Source organism: Bradyrhizobium sp. CCGUVB4N, from assembly GCF_024199945.1.
Lineage (GTDB): Bacteria > Pseudomonadota > Alphaproteobacteria > Rhizobiales > Xanthobacteraceae > Bradyrhizobium.
This window is the reverse complement of sequence record NZ_JANADP010000001.1, coordinates 3,568,516-3,583,974: the sequence shown is the minus strand read 5'-3', so window position 1 is coordinate 3,583,974 and position 15,459 is coordinate 3,568,516. Positions and strand designations below refer to the sequence as shown.

General features: G+C 65.1%; 15 protein-coding genes. 1 reads left to right on the top strand and 14 read right to left on the bottom strand.

From position 1 onward, the window contains the following. Positions 1-17: 17 nt before the first annotated feature. A complete protein-coding gene (locus NLM31_RS16195) occupies positions 18-905 on the top strand; it encodes a LysR family transcriptional regulator (RefSeq protein ID WP_254192858.1) in 888 nt (295 codons plus the stop codon). 6 nt (positions 906-911) lie between these two features. Here NLM31_RS16195 and NLM31_RS16190 read toward each other — a convergent pair whose 3' ends face one another. The 14 genes from NLM31_RS16190 to NLM31_RS16125 all read right to left on the bottom strand — a co-directional run bounded on the left by NLM31_RS16190 (position 912) and on the right by NLM31_RS16125 (position 15,458). After that, complete coding sequence (locus NLM31_RS16190; protein WP_254192857.1) at positions 912-1,847, bottom strand: carbohydrate kinase; 936 nt, start codon at positions 1,845-1,847, stop codon at positions 912-914. 5 nt (positions 1,848-1,852) lie between these two features. Further along, positions 1,853-3,499: an FGGY-family carbohydrate kinase gene (locus NLM31_RS16185; protein WP_254192856.1), complete on the bottom strand. Its 1,647-nt coding sequence runs from the start codon at positions 3,497-3,499 to the stop codon at positions 1,853-1,855. Positions 3,500-3,538: 39 nt separating this feature from the next. Next, positions 3,539-4,312 carry an SDR family NAD(P)-dependent oxidoreductase gene (locus tag NLM31_RS16180; RefSeq protein WP_254192855.1) on the bottom strand — a complete coding sequence of 258 codons (774 nt, stop codon included), beginning with the start codon at positions 4,310-4,312 and terminating at the stop codon, positions 3,539-3,541. Between the two features lie 20 nt (positions 4,313-4,332). Continuing rightward, positions 4,333-5,340 carry an ABC transporter ATP-binding protein gene (locus NLM31_RS16175; protein WP_254192854.1) on the bottom strand — a complete coding sequence of 336 codons (1,008 nt, stop codon included), beginning with the start codon at positions 5,338-5,340 and terminating at the stop codon, positions 4,333-4,335. Between the two features lie 15 nt (positions 5,341-5,355). After that, positions 5,356-6,186, bottom strand: a complete 831-nt coding sequence (locus NLM31_RS16170; RefSeq protein ID WP_254192853.1) for a carbohydrate ABC transporter permease — start codon at positions 6,184-6,186, stop codon at positions 5,356-5,358. 4 nt (positions 6,187-6,190) lie between these two features. Then, a complete protein-coding gene (locus tag NLM31_RS16165) occupies positions 6,191-7,063 on the bottom strand; it encodes a carbohydrate ABC transporter permease (protein WP_254130303.1) in 873 nt (290 codons plus the stop codon). 90 nt (positions 7,064-7,153) lie between these two features. Beyond that, complete coding sequence (locus tag NLM31_RS16160; RefSeq protein WP_254192852.1) at positions 7,154-8,464, bottom strand: extracellular solute-binding protein; 1,311 nt, start codon at positions 8,462-8,464, stop codon at positions 7,154-7,156. A gap of 290 nt (positions 8,465-8,754) precedes the next feature. Further along, complete coding sequence (locus NLM31_RS16155; protein ID WP_254130301.1) at positions 8,755-9,705, bottom strand: sugar-binding transcriptional regulator; 951 nt, start codon at positions 9,703-9,705, stop codon at positions 8,755-8,757. Between the two features lie 7 nt (positions 9,706-9,712). Continuing rightward, positions 9,713-10,369, bottom strand: coding sequence for an HAD family hydrolase (locus NLM31_RS16150; protein WP_254192851.1), 657 nt, complete (start codon positions 10,367-10,369; stop codon positions 9,713-9,715). A 79-nt stretch (positions 10,370-10,448) separates the two neighbouring features. Then, a complete protein-coding gene (locus tag NLM31_RS16145; RefSeq protein ID WP_254192850.1) occupies positions 10,449-12,362 on the bottom strand; it encodes a nitric oxide reductase activation protein NorD in 1,914 nt (637 codons plus the stop codon). 10 nt (positions 12,363-12,372) lie between these two features. Further along, positions 12,373-13,185, bottom strand: a complete 813-nt coding sequence (locus NLM31_RS16140; protein WP_254130298.1) for a CbbQ/NirQ/NorQ/GpvN family protein — start codon at positions 13,183-13,185, stop codon at positions 12,373-12,375. Between the two features lie 61 nt (positions 13,186-13,246). After that, the gene (locus NLM31_RS16135) at positions 13,247-14,593 is read right to left on the bottom strand and encodes a cbb3-type cytochrome c oxidase subunit I (protein WP_254130297.1); all 1,347 of its coding nucleotides are present in this window, start codon (positions 14,591-14,593) and stop codon (positions 13,247-13,249) included. A 40-nt stretch (positions 14,594-14,633) separates the two neighbouring features. Beyond that, positions 14,634-15,086 (bottom strand): cytochrome c, encoded by a 453-nt coding sequence (locus NLM31_RS16130; RefSeq protein WP_254130296.1) that lies wholly within the window; start codon positions 15,084-15,086, stop codon positions 14,634-14,636. 111 nt (positions 15,087-15,197) lie between these two features. Next, on the bottom strand, positions 15,198-15,458 hold the full coding sequence (locus tag NLM31_RS16125) for a cytochrome C oxidase subunit IV family protein (RefSeq protein ID WP_254192849.1): 261 nt from the start codon (positions 15,456-15,458) through the stop codon (positions 15,198-15,200). Position 15,459 lies beyond the last annotated feature (1 nt).

Here is a 15,459-nt window from a genome sequence, read left to right as displayed (position 1 = left end):
ACGTTTTCGGTATGCCTATGGATCTTCGCCGTCTCCGCTATTTCGTCGCCGTGGCCGAGACGCGTAGCGTCGGCAAGGCTGCAGAGCGGCTGCGGATGGCGCAACCGCCGCTCTCGGTCCAGATCCGCAAGCTCGAAGCCGAGGTCGGCGCGCCGCTGTTCCACCGCGGGACGCGCGGCATGGATCTGACGGACGCAGGCCAGGCCCTGCTCGCGCGCGCCGGTGAGGCGCTGGCGCTTGCGGCCGACGGCATCGAGGCCGCACGTGCGGTCGCAGCCGGTCGTCGCGGCCGGATCTCGGTCGGCTACATGTTCGTGCTGGCGAACGCCGTGCTACCACGGCTGATCCCCGAACTGCGGCGATCCATTCCCGGCGTCGATCTCGATTTCGTCGACCTCAGTGCGTCGACGCGCGAGGCACGTTTGCTCGACCGGAGCGTCACGGTGGCGCTGTGCATGCCGGCGATCCACCACCCTGAAATCCAGGTGGCGCGGATCGGAACGCAGCGCTTCATGCTGGCAATGCCGAACCGCTCGCCGCTCGCGCGTCTTGGCGCCGTGCCTATGGCACGGTTGCAGGGCCGTCCCCTGGTGGCGTTGCCGCCGCCGGAGCGAGACCCCGCCTCTTCCGCGGTCGCAGCTCTGCTGCGGCGGCACCAGGTCGTGATGCCGATCGCAAGCCGGGTGGAGACGGTGAATTCGGCGATGAGCCTCGTTCTCGCCGGCGAAGGTTTTGCGATCCTGCCCGCCTGCGCCAAGCTCGGCGCGCCGCGGGGCATCGTGTTCCGGCCACTGCGCGACGCTGCCGATTCCATCGACATCGCGGTGTGCTGGCGGCGGGATTCGCAGAGCCCGCTGATCCCAAAATTTCTGAAGTGCGCCGAGAAAATCGTCGCAAAGCTGTGAGGCGAACTACCAGCTCCAGCTGATCTCGCGGCTCCAGGGCGGATCGGCACCGGGGCGCGTGCAGGTCAGGCCGGCGCAGTTGGCGGCAAAGGACAGCGCGCGGCGCAGCTCGTCTGCGCCGATGTCCTTCAATTGTTGCCGGACGAGGCGCCCTTGCTTGTGCAGGGCGAACAACAACGCGGCCTGAAAGCTGTCGCCGGCGCCAATGGTGTCGGCGACCTCGACCTTGGGTGCCTCGACCTCGATCTGCCCTGCCTTCGCATGCCAGGCGACGGCGCCGTTGTTGCCGCGGGTGATGACGAAGAGCCTTGTACCCTGCCCCAGCAGCGCAGCCGCGCGTTGCTGATAGGGCTCCTCGCCGAAGAGATAGGCGAAGTCGACATCCGACATCTTCATGAGATCGGCACTGGCGGCGAACTCGGCCATGCGGGCCAGATAAGCCGGCTTGTCCTTGACCAGATTGGGCCGGCAGTTCGGATCGAAGGAGATCGTCGACGAAGCGCGTGCGTCCGCAATCAAGGCCCTGGTCTCGGCAGCACCCTGGTCGTTGACCAGGGTGGTCGAACCGACATGGAGGGCTTCGATCGTATTGAAGGGAATGCTCCCGCGCCGAAACGTCCAATTCCGCGTCGCGGTCTCGGCGTCATAAAAAGCGTAATGCGACTCGCCTGCGACGATGCGGACGAAGGCAAGCGTGGTCTGGTGATCGCTGCGGGTGGCGAGACCAAGCTCGACGTTCGAGGCTGCAGCATGATCCGCGATCATGCGCCCGAACAGATCGGTCGAGATGCCGCCGACAAAACCGGTCGGCGCGCCGAGCCGCGCGATGCCGATCGCAACGTTGAGGCAGGAGCCGCCGACCGCCGGCATCACCGCTTCGCGGCCGTCGGCGGTTTTCGTCGGCACGAAATCGATCAGCGCATCGCCGCAGGAAATCAGCATCCGTTTCAACCCTTGGCGAGGTCAGCCATCGCGGCCCGGCTGCCGCGATCGACCTCGCGCAGCAGCTTGTAGACCTCCCGCTTGCGTTTGTGAAACACGGCCATGTCCGGCGCGGTCGGCTCGCTCTTGCGTCCGAGCGCCGACATTTTGGCCATGGTCTCGCCGATCGAGGCATAGGCCCCACCGGCGACCGCCCCCAGCATCGCAGCACCCAGCAGTACCGGCTCCTTGGTCTGCGGCAGCGCGACGGTAAGGCCGGTGGTATCCGCCATGATCTGCCGCACCAGCGGACTGCGGCTCGCGCCGCCCCCCATGATCATGATTCCGGCATGGACGCCGTGCGCGGCAAAGGCCTCGATCACTTCGGCGAGGCCATAGGCCAGCCCGCACAGGCCGGCGATGAACAGCCGCTCCATCGAACCGACATCGGTGTCGAGATCGAGGCCCGCGATCACGGCGCGCGTATCAGGGTCGGCATAAGGCGAACGGTTGCCGATGAATTCGGGAAGCACGTGAACGTCGCGGGCTAGCAGCGCGGCCCGGCTGGCATCGCCCGCGCGGGCGATGATACGGCGCTCGAGGAACTCGATCAGGTCGATGCCCTCGCTGCGCGCCGCCGCGCTCGCCTCGGCGTGGCCGGGATGCGATTTGAGGAGATGATCGATCGCCGCGCCCGCGGCCGACTGGCCGCCTTCATTGAGCCAGAAGTCCGGCACCATGCCGGAGTAATAGGGACCCCAGACGCCGGGCACGAAGCACGGCTCTTTTGTCGTCGCCATGATGCAGGCCGACGTACCCATGATGTAGGCCAGGCGGTCGGTGACATCCGTCGTTCCGCCCGATCCGTCACGGCCGCCGATCGCGCCGATGCCGCCGGCATGGGCGTCGATCAAGGAGGCGCCGACCGGCGTGCCCGGCGACAGGCCGAGATCGGCGGCGGCCACGCGCGTCAGACCGGTACCGAGCCGCGTGCCCGGCGCGACGATCTCGGTGCCGATGCGGGCGTATTTCTCGCTGACGAAGTCAGACAGGCCGATGCGCTGGATGAACGGCGCGCTCCAGCCGCCGCCGTCATGCGCCAGGTAGTTCCATTTGCAAGTGACTGTGCAGGTCGAGCGCTGCAACGATCCGGTCGCCCGCCAGGTCAGATAGTCCGCCAGATCGAAGAAATGCCCGGCGGCGTCGAAACTCGCACGCAGATGCCGCTTCAGCCACAACAGCTTCGGCATCTCCATCTCGGGCGAGATCGAGCCGCCGACATAGCGCAGCACGTCGTCGGCGGTCTCGTTGATCAAGCGCGCCTCGGCAATGGCGCGATGATCCATCCAGACAACGACGTTGCGCTGCTTGTCGCCGGAGGCGCTGACCGTGACCGGCTCGCCCTGGCGGTCGAGCACGACCAGCGAACAGGTGGCGTCGAACCCGATGCCGCCGACGCTGTCGGGCGCGATGGCCGCCTCCGCCATCGCCGCCCGCACAGATTTGACACAAGCCTCCCAGATGTCCTGGGACGACTGCTCGACGATGTCGCCGGCCTCGTGCCAGATCCGGATCGGATGCTTGGCGGTCGCAAGCAACGCGCCCGCCTCGTCAAACACCCCTGCTCGCGTGCTCGTGGTCCCCACGTCGACGCCGATATAGGCTCGCGGCATTGTCGCTCCCGGAAGCTCTCGTCAAATTTTGACGCAAGCCTACCAGCAAGTATAGCCGCCATCCACCAGCACGATGCTGCCCGTCATCAGGCTCGCGGCCTCGGATGCCAGGAACAGGACGACCGAGGCGATCTCCTCGACCTGCCCCATCCGGGCCATCGGGGTTCCACCGATCCAGGCGTCGTACATTCTCGGGGTGCTCTTCACGAAGGCGTTGAGCGGCGTGTCGATATAGGTCGGGGCCACCGCATTGACGCGGATGCCGCGCGCGCCCCATTCCGCGGCCAGCGACTTGGTCAGATGGTGCACGCCGGCCTTGGAGGCGTTGTAGAAGCACTGTTCCTGCGGCTTGTTGACGATGAAGCCGGACATCGAGCCGACATTGACGATGGCGCCGCTCTTGGCCTTGAGCATGTGCTTGCCGAACTCGCGGCAGCACCAGAAGGTGCCGTTGAGATTGACATCGATGACGTTGAGCCAGTGCTCGTCGGTGACGGTCTCGGCGGGGGTTTCGCTGCGCGCAATGCCGGCATTGTTGACGAGGATGTCGACCTTGCCGTGGCGGGCCACGAGATCATTGGCGACCTCCGCCACGCGCTTGGTGTCGGTGACGTCCATGATCGCGGTCTCGATATCAAAACCCTTTGCCTTCAGGCTGGTCTTGGCGTCACCGGCGACCTTGCTGTCGCGATCACCGATGATGACCTTGGCGCCGGCCTCGGCCAATGCCTCCGCGCAAGCAAGACCAATGCCTTGCCCGCCGCCGGTGATGAACGCGGTCTTGCCGCTCAGCTTGAATTTTTCCAGGTACATGGTCGTATTCCCGTTTCTTGTTAGTTCCGAAGCGCGTTGCCGCTTGCGTCGAAGCGGTGAATGCGCGCGGGGTCCGGCACCAGCGACACCCGGTCGCCGGCGTGCAGGCTCAATTCGCCGATGTAGCGTGCCGTCAGCATTCCGAGCGGCCCGGCATCGACATAGAGAAAGGTGTCGCTGCCGAGATGCTCCGCGACCGAAATCGTGCCCTGCCAGCCGCCGGCGCCCTCGCGTTCGATCTTGAGATGCTCCGGACGCACGCCGATCGTGGCGGCGCCCTGTTGCGCGGCGCTGTCGCCGGTGACGAAATTCATCTTGGGTGAACCGATGAACCCGGCGACGAAGAGATTGGCGGGCCGCTCGTAGAGTTCCAGCGGCGACCCATATTGCTCGATCTTGCCGGCGTTGAGCACGACGATCTTGTCGGCCATGGTCATGGCCTCGACCTGATCATGGGTGACATAGATCGCGGTGGTGCCGAGCTGCTTCTGCAGCCGCGTCACTTCGATGCGCATCTGCACGCGCAAGGCGGCGTCGAGATTGGACAGCGGCTCGTCGAACAGGAACCCCTTGGGCTCGCGGACGATGGCGCGTCCAATCGCGACGCGCTGACGCTGGCCGCCGGAGAGCTCGCGGGGCTTGCGGTCGAGATAAGGCGTGAGGTTCAGCGTCGCGGCGGCCGCCTCGACCTTGCGGTTGATCTCGTCCTTGGGCAAGCCCGCCATCTTCAGGCCGAAGCCGATATTGCCGCGTACGCTCATGTGCGGATAGAGCGCGTAGGATTGGAACACCATCGACAGGCCGCGCTTGGCGGGTGGCGTGTCGACGACGTTCTTGCCGTCGATCAGAATGGCGCCGCCGGTGACGTCCTCGAGGCCCGCGATCAACCGCAGCAGCGTGGTCTTGCCGCAGCCGGAGGGACCGACGAAGACGACGAAGGAGCCGTCGGCGATGTCGAGATCCGCGCCCTTGATGATGTGCACCGGGCCGAACGATTTCTGCACGCCCTGAAGTGTAATCTGACCCATGATCCGGCAGCCCCTTTACTTCACCGCACCGAAAGTGAGCCCGCGCACGAGCTGCTTCTGGCTGAACCAACCGAGGACGAGAATGGGCGCGATCGCCAGCGTCGAGGCCGCCGACAGCTTTGCCCAGAACAGTCCTTCCGGACTGGAATAGGACGCAATGAACGTGGTGAGCGGCGCGGCGTTCGAGGTCGACAGATTGAGCGTCCAGAACGCCTCGTTCCAGGCCAGGATCAGATTGAGCAGCATGGTCGACGCCAAGCCCGGAATCGCCATCGGCGTCAGGACATAGACGAGCTCGCGGCCGATGGTGGCGCCGTCCATGCGCGCGGCCTCCAGGATGTCGCGCGGGATCTCCTTGAAGTACGTGAAGAGCATCCAGATCACGATCGGCAGATTTCCGAGGCAGAGAATGAAGACGAGGCCGATGCGGGTATCGAGCAAACCAAAACTTTTGTAGATCAGGTAGATCGGCACCAGCACGCCGACCGGCGGCATCATCTTGGTCGAGAGCATCCAGAGCAGGATGTCCTTGGTGCGCTTGGTCGGCGAGAACGCCATCGACCACGCTGCGGGAATCGCGATGAGGAGCGCAATCAGCGTCGAGCCGCCGGCGATGATGATCGAATTCATCGCGTGGAGGAAATAATCGCTGCGTTCTTGCACCGTCGCGTAGTTCTCAGTCGTCCAGTGGAATAACAGGAAAGACGGCGGGATCGCAAAAGCCTCGAGCTCGGTCTTAAAGCTCGCCAGCACCATCCACAGGATCGGGAAGAAGATCAGGAAGCCGAAGAACCACGCCCCGATCGTCGAAACCACCACCTTCTGCGTCGTTGACTTGCGCGCCATGATTTCAAGCTTCCAGGTTGCGGCCGACGATGCGGACAAGGAAGAAGGCGACGACATTTGCGATGACCACAGCGACGAGGCCGCCCGCCGAGGCGCTGCCGACGTCGAACTGGATCAGCGCCTGCGAATAGATCAGGAAGGCGATGTTGGTGGTTTGCAGGCCCGGCCCGCCACCGGTGGTGACGAAGATTTCCGCGAACACCGTGAGCAGGAAGATGGTCTCGATCAGGATCACCACCGTGATCGGGCGCGCCAGATGCGGCAGCGTGATGTAGATGAAGGTCGAGATCGCGCTGGCGCCATCCATCTCGGCCGCTTCCTTCTGCTCCTCATCGAGCGATTGTAGCGCAGTCAGCAGGATCAGCGTCGCGAACGGCAGCCATTGCCAGGCCACGATCAGGATCACGGCGAACAGCGGCGCGTCCGTGAACCAGTCGATCGGCGTCAGCCCGACCAGCTTTGCGAGCCAGGCGAACAGGCCGGACACCGGGTGCATCAGCAGGTTCTTCCAGACCAGCGCGCTCACCGTCGGCATCACGAAGAACGGCGCGATCACCATCAGTCGCACGATATTGCGGCCGATCACCGGCTGATCCATCAGCAGCGCCAGGGGAATGCCGAGCAGGATCGTCAGCGCCAGCACCGAACCGACCAGCACCAGCGTGTTCTGAAGGGAAGCAAGGAAGGCGGGATCGGTGAGGAAGTAGCGGAAGTTCTCAAGTCCGACGAACGATTCCGAGCCGGGATCGAGCAGGCTGTAATGCAGCGTCGAGAAGTACAGCGTCAGCGCGAGCGGGACGATCATCCAGATGAACAGGAGCCCGACGGCCGGGGTCAGGAGCGACCGCGCAAGGAATTGCGTCTGCCGGGTTGCCATCCTCGGACTCTCCGCTTGGGGTGAAGAGGGCGGCCATCCATCGAGCAACGAGTGGATGGCCGCAAGTTTGAGCTCAGGGAGAGCTCAGGTTTACTTGATGTAGCCGGCGCGCTTCATCTCGCGCTCGGTGGCGGATTGCGCGGCGGCAAGCGCCGCATCGACCGTCATCGACCCGGCAAGCGCTGCAGAGAATTGCTGCCCCACCTGCGTGCCGATGCCCTGGAATTCGGGAATCGCGGCGTATTGCACGCCGACGTAAGGAACCGGCTTCACGGTCGGCTTGTTCGGATCAGCCGCGTCGATCGAGGCCAGCGTCATCTTGGCGAAAGGCGCGGCCTTCACATAGTCAGGGTTCTGGTAGAGCGAGGTGCGCGTGCCCGGCGGCACGTTGGACCAGCCCTCCCTCGAGGCGACGAGCTTGGTATAGTCCTTGTTGGTCGCCCAAGCGATGAACTTCTCGGCCGCTTCCGTCTTCTTCGAGCTGGCGGGGATCGCGAGGTTCCAGGCCCACAGCCAGTTGGCGTTCTTGCCGAGCCCCGTGTTGGGCGCGAGCGCGAAGCCGACCTTGTCGGCAACCGTGGACTGACTCGGATTGGTCACGAAGGACGCCGCCACCGTCGCATCGATCCACATGCCGCACTTGCCGGCGTTGAACAGGGCAAGGTTCTCGTTGAAGCCGTTCGAGCTCGCGCCGGGAGGGCCGGCGTCCTTCATCAGATTGACGTAGGTGGTGAGCGTCGTCTTCCATTCCGGCGTGTTGAACTGGGGCTCCCACTTCTCGTCGAACCAGCGCGCGCCGTAGGAATTGGCCATCGCCGAGAGGAACGCCATGTTCTCGCCCCAGCCGGCCTTGCCGCGCAGGCAGATGCCGTAGGTGCCGGCATTTTTGTCGGTCAGCTTCTTGGCGGCATCGATCACGAAATCCCAGGTCGGCTTCTCCGGCATCTTGAGGCCGGCCTTCTCGAACAGATCAGTGCGGTACATGATCATCGAGCTCTCGCCGTAGAACGGCGCGGCATAGAGCTTGCCGTCGACGGAGACCGCGTCCTTGATCTTCGGCAGGAGGTCGGCGACGTCGTAGTCGGCGCCGAGATTGGCGAGCGGCACCAGCCAGCCCTTCTTGGCCCAGATCGGCACCTCGTAAGTGCCGATGGTCAGGACGTCGAACTGGCCGCCCTTGGTGGCGATGTCGGTGGTGACGCGCTGGCGCAGCACATTCTCCTCCAGCGTCACCCATTTCACCGAGATGTCCGGGTTCGCCTTGGTGAATTCGCTGGTCAGCCCCTGCATGCGGATCATGTCGCCGTTGTTGACGGTGGCGATCGTCAGGGTCGTTTCGGCCATCGCGGGGACGGCAAGCAGTACGGACGCGCCGCAGACGGCGCCCAAAACATGTTTCACGGTGACCTCCCTAGCCCGCGCTTTTGAGCATATGCCCACGCGTTGGGCGTATGTTCGGACGAGGTGCGACGCTTGTCAAGCAGGCGCGCAGCCGTTCCCGCAACTTATGAGTGCTGCGGTGCGGGAAGGGATGACGTCCACCTACGCTGTCATGCCCCGCGAAGGCGGGGCATCCAGTACTCCGTATCGTCAGTTGGTTTGCCCCAAGATGGGCCGCGGCGTACTGGATCGCCCGCCCCGGCGCACAATGGCGGGCGATGACAGTGGTACGCGGCGCAAGACCGCCCGCCCTACCGCTCGAGGATCGCCCGTGCCGTCGCCTCGTCGGTGATCAGGCCGTTGATCAGGCCCCCGTTCAGCGCGGCCGCGATCGCCGGCACCTTGGCCGCACCGATCGCCGCGCCGATGGTCGTGGTCTTCGCCGGAACCTCCGGCGGAATGCTGGTGAGGCGCTTGTTGGTGCCGGCCTTGAGCAGGCGGCCCTTGGAATCATAGGCCCATCCGGTGATCTCGCCGATGGCGCCCTGCCGCATCATCTCAAACAATTCATCACGCGTGACGAAGCCGTCGACATGGACCTGCGCCTTCTGGTCCATCTGGCCGATGCCGACGAGACGGAGATCCGCCTTGGCGGCGACCGCCTTGACCTTCGCGATCGGCTCGATGCGGACCATCTTGTTGCGCTCGTCCTCCGACGACATCAGGAACGGCAGCGGCATCGGGTAATGCCGCGCGCCGGTGCGGTCGGCGAGCCGGCCGACCGTGTCGTAGAAGCTCGCCGAACCGTCGGCGGAGATGTTGCCGACCAGCGAGACGATCTGGTGGTTGGGCCGGTCGATCGGCGTGACGCGCTCGACCGCGGCGCGCACCGCCCGCCCCGTGCCGAGCGCGACGATGACGGGCGTTTCCGAACGCAGCGTTGCGTCCAGCAGATTGGCGCAGCGCTCGGCAATGCCGGCGGTCGCCTGCGGGGCCGCAGGGTCGGCCGGCACCACCTCGCAATGGCTGAGGTCAAACCGCTCCTTCAGGCGCGCGGCCAATTCCATGCAGGCGGCGATCGGATGCTCGAGCCGGAACGTGATCAGCCGCTCGGCGAGGCACAGCGACACCAGCCGCTGCGCCGAGGCGCGCGACACCTGCAGCATCTTTGCGATCTCGTCCTGGGTGTGGCCGGCAATGAAATACAGCCAGCCGGCACGCGCGGCGTCGTCGAGCCTGGATTTTTCGTTCTCGACGGCCATGCCGGCCTCACGCCTCCCAGAAATCGCTCATGCGCGCGAAGACCCGATCGGCTCCGGCGGCGGACAATATAGCCCGGCCATCGCGTGCGCGATAATGGCCACCGCCGACAAATCCCCAGACCATCATGCCGGCCGCCTTGGCGGCCTGCACGCCACTGACGCTATCCTCGATCACCAGCGTGCGCGAAGGGCTGGCCTGCATTTTCCCGGCAGCGTGGAGAAAGAGATCCGGCGCCGGCTTGCCGTGCCTGACCATCTGCGCCGTGTAAAGCCGGTCGCCGAAATGCGGCGCGAGGCCGGTGACATCGAGCGACAGCGAGACGCGGTCGAGGTCGCTCGACGATGCGACACAGCGCGGCATCTTCAATCCGGACAGCACGGCACCGATGCCGGGGATCGGCTGGAGCGCCCCCGCAAAGGTATCGAGCACGCGTGCCTTCAGGCGCGGAAGGAAGTCGTCAGGCAGAACCTGCCCGAGATCGCGATAGTGCTGCTCGATCGCCTTGGTGCTGCGCCCGAGGAAGAGTTCGAGAGCCTGCTGCACACTGAGTTGAAAGCCGAACTCCGCCAGCACCTCGGACAGACAGCGACAGCTGAGCAGCTCGCTATCGACGAGCACGCCGTCGCAATCGAAGATGATCAGTTCTGGCCGACCCGGGTCCATCCGGGTATTCGATCATATACCCACCTGCTGGGCAATAGCTCACAGGGAAACACGGCGTCGCGGGCTTTGTCGCGCTGGTTCAATGGGCCACCTGTCGATAGATCGCCGGCAGCGCGGCGGGCAGCCGGCTGATGTTGCCGCCGATGGCGTAGCCGCCGCGGCCGAACAGCGTCGGAAAATAGGACTGCGCGGTAGCGTCAACCGTCACGCCGAACACGGCGATGCCAAGCCGCCGCGCCTCCTGCACCGATTTTCTCGTGTCCTCGACCGCAAAGCGCCCCTCATAGTGATCGACATCGTTCGGCTTGCCGTCGGTCAGGACGAGCAGAAGCTTCTTGCGCTGGGGCTGGCGCGCGAGCTCGGCCGAGGCGTGGCGCACCGCGGCGCCGATCCGGGTGTAATAGCCCGGCCTCAGCGCACCGATGCGGCGCTCCACCGCCCCGCTCATCGGCTCGCCGAACGCCTTGACCATCTCGAGCCGTACCCAGGCGCGCCGGCGCGAGGTGAAGGTCAAAATGCTGTGGTGATCGCCGCCGGCCGAAAGGCCGTGGGCAAGCACGAGCAGCGCCTCCTTCTCGACGTCGAGCACGCGATGGCCGTCAACCCACGCATCCGTCGAGAGCGAGACGTCGACCAGCAAGGTCACGGCGAGATCGTGTCCTTGCGGCCGCATCGCCACATGAACGCGATCAAGCGCGCCGCTGCCGGCGCGCAGATCGCAACGCGCCCGCACCAGCGCATCGAGATCGAGGTCGTGGCCATCGGCTTGCGCGCGCATCAATTCGTGGCGCGGCCGCAAGATCTCGAAACGGCGGCGAACCTGGCGGATGTGCCGGCGCATGCCCTCGTCGGGCGTCCAAATTTCACCTCGCTCGGACGCCACGCCGGCGAGCACGCGGCAATGATCGGGCAAATAGGACCGGCTGCGATAATTCCATTCGGGATAGGTCACCTCCGCATTCAATCGCGAGGCATCCAGCGCTTCCGGCGGTAGGTCGAGATCGAATCTCAGCCGGGTCGCGGGCTTGCCGCTGCGGTGTCCAAGCGTGATCTCCTCGAGATCATCGGCCGCTTTCTGCGCGTCCTCGTCATCACTGTCGTCCGCAGGGCGATCGACATTGACCATCTCGGCCATCGCCAGGATCTTTTCGAAGCGGTTGAGCACAAAGGGATCCCGGCGATCGGCGCCATCGTCGCGTTCGCGGACGGCGAAACGCTTGCGCTCGTCCGGCGGCGTGGCCGCGCTGCTTCCGCCCACCTCGTCATCCTGCATTCCCGCCGGTGCGAACTCGCGCGTCCAGCAATCGCCCCACAGCGGGCACGGCAGGATGGCCTGATATCCCGGCGGGGCCTCGTCCGGCAACGGACCTGTTCCCATCATGGCTGGCCACAACTTGCCCGCGGGTGGCACATCGGCGCCGAGCAGCGTGAGCACGATCTGCTCCATGTCCTGCTCGATGCGCGGCAGCGGCCGGCGCGGCCGGGCCATCGCCACAGCAGCAGCGAGCCGGGCGTAGTCTTCGGCAAGGCCCGGGCATTCGGTGAGCACCAGTACCGCGATCTCGCTGACCCGCCGCAGATTCAGGAGATCGCGCCGCAGCGGATCGGCCTCGCCGATCGTATCGACGGGTGCAAATGCGAACCAGGCCGCGAGCCACCGATACAGCGCGGCGTTCAATTCCCGGTCGGCGAAGATTGCGATGCTGTCAGGCAGGAAAATGGTGGCGGGATCACGCCCGGGCTGCTCAAGGCGCTCGTCGCCAAGCCCGATGCGCTGTCGCCATCCGAGCCGGTGTCCGGTCCGGCGAGCACGCGCGCTCGCGATCTGGACGCCCGCCTCGCCACCGAGCGCACGGAACATCACGGCGATGCGCGGGCGGATATCAGCCAGCGAGACGGCGTGGTCGGCATGAACCGGGTAACTCGCGGTGCCGCCGACGAGACGATGCCAGGCCCGGCCGACGGTTTCTTCAAGCTCGAGGAAATCGAGCATCACAGCCCTCTCAGGAAATCACGGCGCGCGCGACGTCGAGCAGCGCAGCCTTGACGTCGGGATCGTCGGTCAACGGCTCGATCATGCCGGCGAGCACGGCCTCGGTGATCGACGCTCCCGCGGCAATCAAGGTGGCGCAATAGACGACGAGGCGGGTCGAGACGCCCTCCTCCAGATCATGCCCTTTCAGCGCGCGGAGCCGACCGGCCAGCGCGACCAGTGGCCGCGCGTAATCGGGCGCGAGACCGCTCTCGGCCGCCACCACCGCAACCTCCTGTTCCGGGGGCAAGAAGCCGAACTCGATCGCGACGAAGCGCTGCCGCGTCGACGGCTTCAGCGCTTTCAGCAGCGTCTGGTAGCCGGGATTGTAGGAGACCACGAGCATGAAGCTGTCGGGCGCCGCAAGCTCCTCGCCGGTCCGCTCCAGCGGCAGGATGCGGCGGTCGTCCGAGAGCGGATGCAGCACCACAGTGACATCCTTGCGTGCCTCCACGACTTCGTCGAGATAGCAGATGCCGCCTTCCCGCACCGCGCGCGTCAGCGGACCGTCGGTCCACACGGTGTCGCCGCCCCTCAGCAGGAATCGGCCGGTGAGATCGGCGGCGGTGAGATCGTCGTGACAGGCGACGGTGTGGAGCGGCAATCCCAGCCGCGCCGCCATGTGTGCGACGAAGCGCGTCTTGCCGCAGCCGGTCGGCCCTTTCAGCAGGACCGGCAAGCGATGCCGCCAGGCATGCTCGAACAGCACGCATTCATTGCCGCTGGGGACATAGGCCGGAAGCGCTGGCGCGGAGGCCGGCACGGCGTGAAGAGCTGCTTTCATGGTCCTTCTCCGGAAATTCTCTTGGGCAGGCGGCCGCGATCGTCGCGGCCGCCGTTCTCGCTTATTCGGCCGGCTGCAACGCGCCCGGGATGGTCGCCGGCTTTTCGCGGCCGGGCACCAGCACCGCCCAGACGAACATCAGCGCAGAGATCGCGACGAACACACCGGAGCCGAGCCGCACCCAGTAGAAGAAGGCGAGCTGATCCTGCACGTCCATGTAACTCTGGCCGAGCACGCGCTGGAGATGGACCTGGATCACGCCGGCAAAAGTCAGCGCGAACGTCATCACCATCATCGCCGTGCACATGATCCAGAAGCTGGTCATGGAGAGCCACTGATTGTAGGGCGCGCGTCCCTTGATCTGCGGGATTGCATAGGCCATCACCGACAGATTCAGCATGACGTAGGCGCCGAAGAAGGCGAGATGGCCGTGCGCAGCGGTGACCTGCGTGCCGTGGGTGTAGTAGTTCACCGACGACAGCGTGTGCAGGAAGCCCCAGACGCCCGCCCCGAGGAATGCCATCACGGAGCAGCCGACCGACCACAACAGCGCAGCGCGGTTCGGATGCTTGCGGCCGGCCTTCCAGGTCATCTGCACCGTGAAGATCACCATGGTGAAGAACGGCGCGACCTCGAGCGTGGAAAACAGCGAGCCGATCCACTGCCAGTAGCCGGGTGCGCCGATCCAGTAGAAGTGATGGCCAGTGCCGAGGATACCGGAGAACAGCGCAAGGCCGATGATGACATAGAGCCACTTCTCGACGACCTCGCGGTCGATGCCGTTGAGCTTGATCATCAGGAAGGCGAGCACGGAGGCCATGATCAGCTCCCAGACGCCCTCGACCCAGAGATGGACGACGTACCACCAGTACATCTTGTCGACCGCGAGATTGGCAGGGTTGTAGAAGGCGAACAGGAAGAAGATCGCAACGCCCCACAGGCCGAACAGCAGGATGTTGGTGACCGTGGTCTTGCGGCCCTTGAGCGCCGTCATGGTCACGTTGAACAGAAACATCAGGCAGACCACGACGATGCCGACCTTGATGATGAAGGGCTGTTCGAGGAATTCGCGGCCCTCATGGTAGTGGAAGAGATAACCCACCACGGCCACGGCCGCCGCGCAGAAGAACATCCAGAACTGGATCTTTGCCAGCAGCGGGCTGAACAATTCGGTCTCGGTCTCCTCCGGCAACAGGTAGTAGGTCGCGCCCATGAAGCCAATCAGCGACCAAACGATCAGTGCGTTGGTGTGAATCATCCTGACGATGTTGAACGGCAACAGCACCGACAGCGTGTTGGGCAGGACGTAGATGGTTCCGGCAAGCAGGCCGAAGACGACCTGGGCCAGAAACAGCGTCAGCGCGCCGTAGAAATACAGCATCGCGACTTTCTGGGTCTGATATTTCATCTCGATTTCTCTCTGTCTTGAAAGAAGAATGCGGGCCGGTTCAGCCGGCCTTGTTCGGCGGCCAGTCCTGGCGCTTGATCGTGCTGACCCATTGCAGGAAATCGGCGAGATCGTTGAGCTCCTGGTCGGTCAGGTTGAATTGCGGCATCTGCCGCCGCCCTTCCGCGCCCGAGGGCTGCGATTGCATCCAGGCCTTCAGCGTCTCGCGCGCGCCGGCCGGATCTTCCTTGCCGCCCCAGCGATCCCAGACATTGCCGACTTCGGGCGCGAAATAGGCGCCCTCGCCCAGCAGCGTGTGGCAGTTGATGCAGGAGTTGCGCTCCCAGACATGCTTGCCGCGCGCGACCGATGCGGTCAGGGTGGGCGCGTCGGTCGAGGTCGTGACCATGTAGTAGTGGCTGTGCGCGGTCAGCCCCAGGAAGATTGCAAAGAAAAAGGCCGAGCCGCCGTAGAAGACGTTTCGAGCCGCCGACTTGGTCAGGCGTTCAGCCATTGCCAGTCCTTTCCGTGTGAGTCGTGTCGTGAAAGAGCAGTGATGCTGTATCTTGCCGATCGGCGCGGACGGGTCTTTGTCGCGGCGCAATGAGCGCGAGCGTTGACCGCGTCAGATCAAGCTGACGATCGCCGAGGCGAGCCAGGCGAACAGCACGAGGATCGCGATCCAGGCGCCGACGAGCCCGCGCCAGAGCACCGGCGCAGCGCGAAGGTCGAGGAAGGCGAGCGCGATCCGCCGGCCCTTGATGAGCGCAAGGATCAAGACCAGTGCGTTGGCGAGCAGCGGGCGCGGCAACAGCGGCGGCAGCAGGAGCGTTGCGAGCGCGAGGCCGATCAACACGAGCCAGCTGATGTCAAGCCGATCCGGCATC

Excerpts from the sequence above, each read along its gene's own strand:
- NLM31_RS16190 (WP_254192857.1), bottom strand. The coding sequence starts at position 1,847 with ATGCTGATTTCCTGCGGCGATGCGCTGATCGATTTCGTGCCGACGAAA.
- NLM31_RS16150 (WP_254192851.1), bottom strand. The coding sequence starts at position 10,369 with ATGGACCCGGGTCGGCCAGAACTGATCATCTTCGATTGCGACGGCGTG.
- NLM31_RS16165 (WP_254130303.1), bottom strand. The coding sequence starts at position 7,063 with ATGGCAACCCGGCAGACGCAATTCCTTGCGCGGTCGCTCCTGACCCCG.
- NLM31_RS16175 (WP_254192854.1), bottom strand. The coding sequence starts at position 5,340 with ATGGGTCAGATTACACTTCAGGGCGTGCAGAAATCGTTCGGCCCGGTG.
- NLM31_RS16195 (WP_254192858.1), top strand. The coding sequence starts at position 18 with ATGGATCTTCGCCGTCTCCGCTATTTCGTCGCCGTGGCCGAGACGCGT.
- NLM31_RS16135 (WP_254130297.1), bottom strand. The coding sequence starts at position 14,593 with ATGAAATATCAGACCCAGAAAGTCGCGATGCTGTATTTCTACGGCGCG.
- NLM31_RS16180 (WP_254192855.1), bottom strand. The coding sequence starts at position 4,312 with ATGTACCTGGAAAAATTCAAGCTGAGCGGCAAGACCGCGTTCATCACC.
- NLM31_RS16170 (WP_254192853.1), bottom strand. The coding sequence starts at position 6,186 with ATGGCGCGCAAGTCAACGACGCAGAAGGTGGTGGTTTCGACGATCGGG.
- NLM31_RS16185 (WP_254192856.1), bottom strand. The coding sequence starts at position 3,499 with ATGCCGCGAGCCTATATCGGCGTCGACGTGGGGACCACGAGCACGCGA.
- NLM31_RS16140 (WP_254130298.1), bottom strand. The coding sequence starts at position 13,185 with ATGAAAGCAGCTCTTCACGCCGTGCCGGCCTCCGCGCCAGCGCTTCCG.
- NLM31_RS16145 (WP_254192850.1), bottom strand. The coding sequence starts at position 12,362 with ATGCTCGATTTCCTCGAGCTTGAAGAAACCGTCGGCCGGGCCTGGCAT.
- NLM31_RS16125 (WP_254192849.1), bottom strand. The coding sequence starts at position 15,458 with ATGCCGGATCGGCTTGACATCAGCTGGCTCGTGTTGATCGGCCTCGCG.
- NLM31_RS16130 (WP_254130296.1), bottom strand. The coding sequence starts at position 15,086 with ATGGCTGAACGCCTGACCAAGTCGGCGGCTCGAAACGTCTTCTACGGC.
- NLM31_RS16155 (WP_254130301.1), bottom strand. The coding sequence starts at position 9,705 with ATGGCCGTCGAGAACGAAAAATCCAGGCTCGACGACGCCGCGCGTGCC.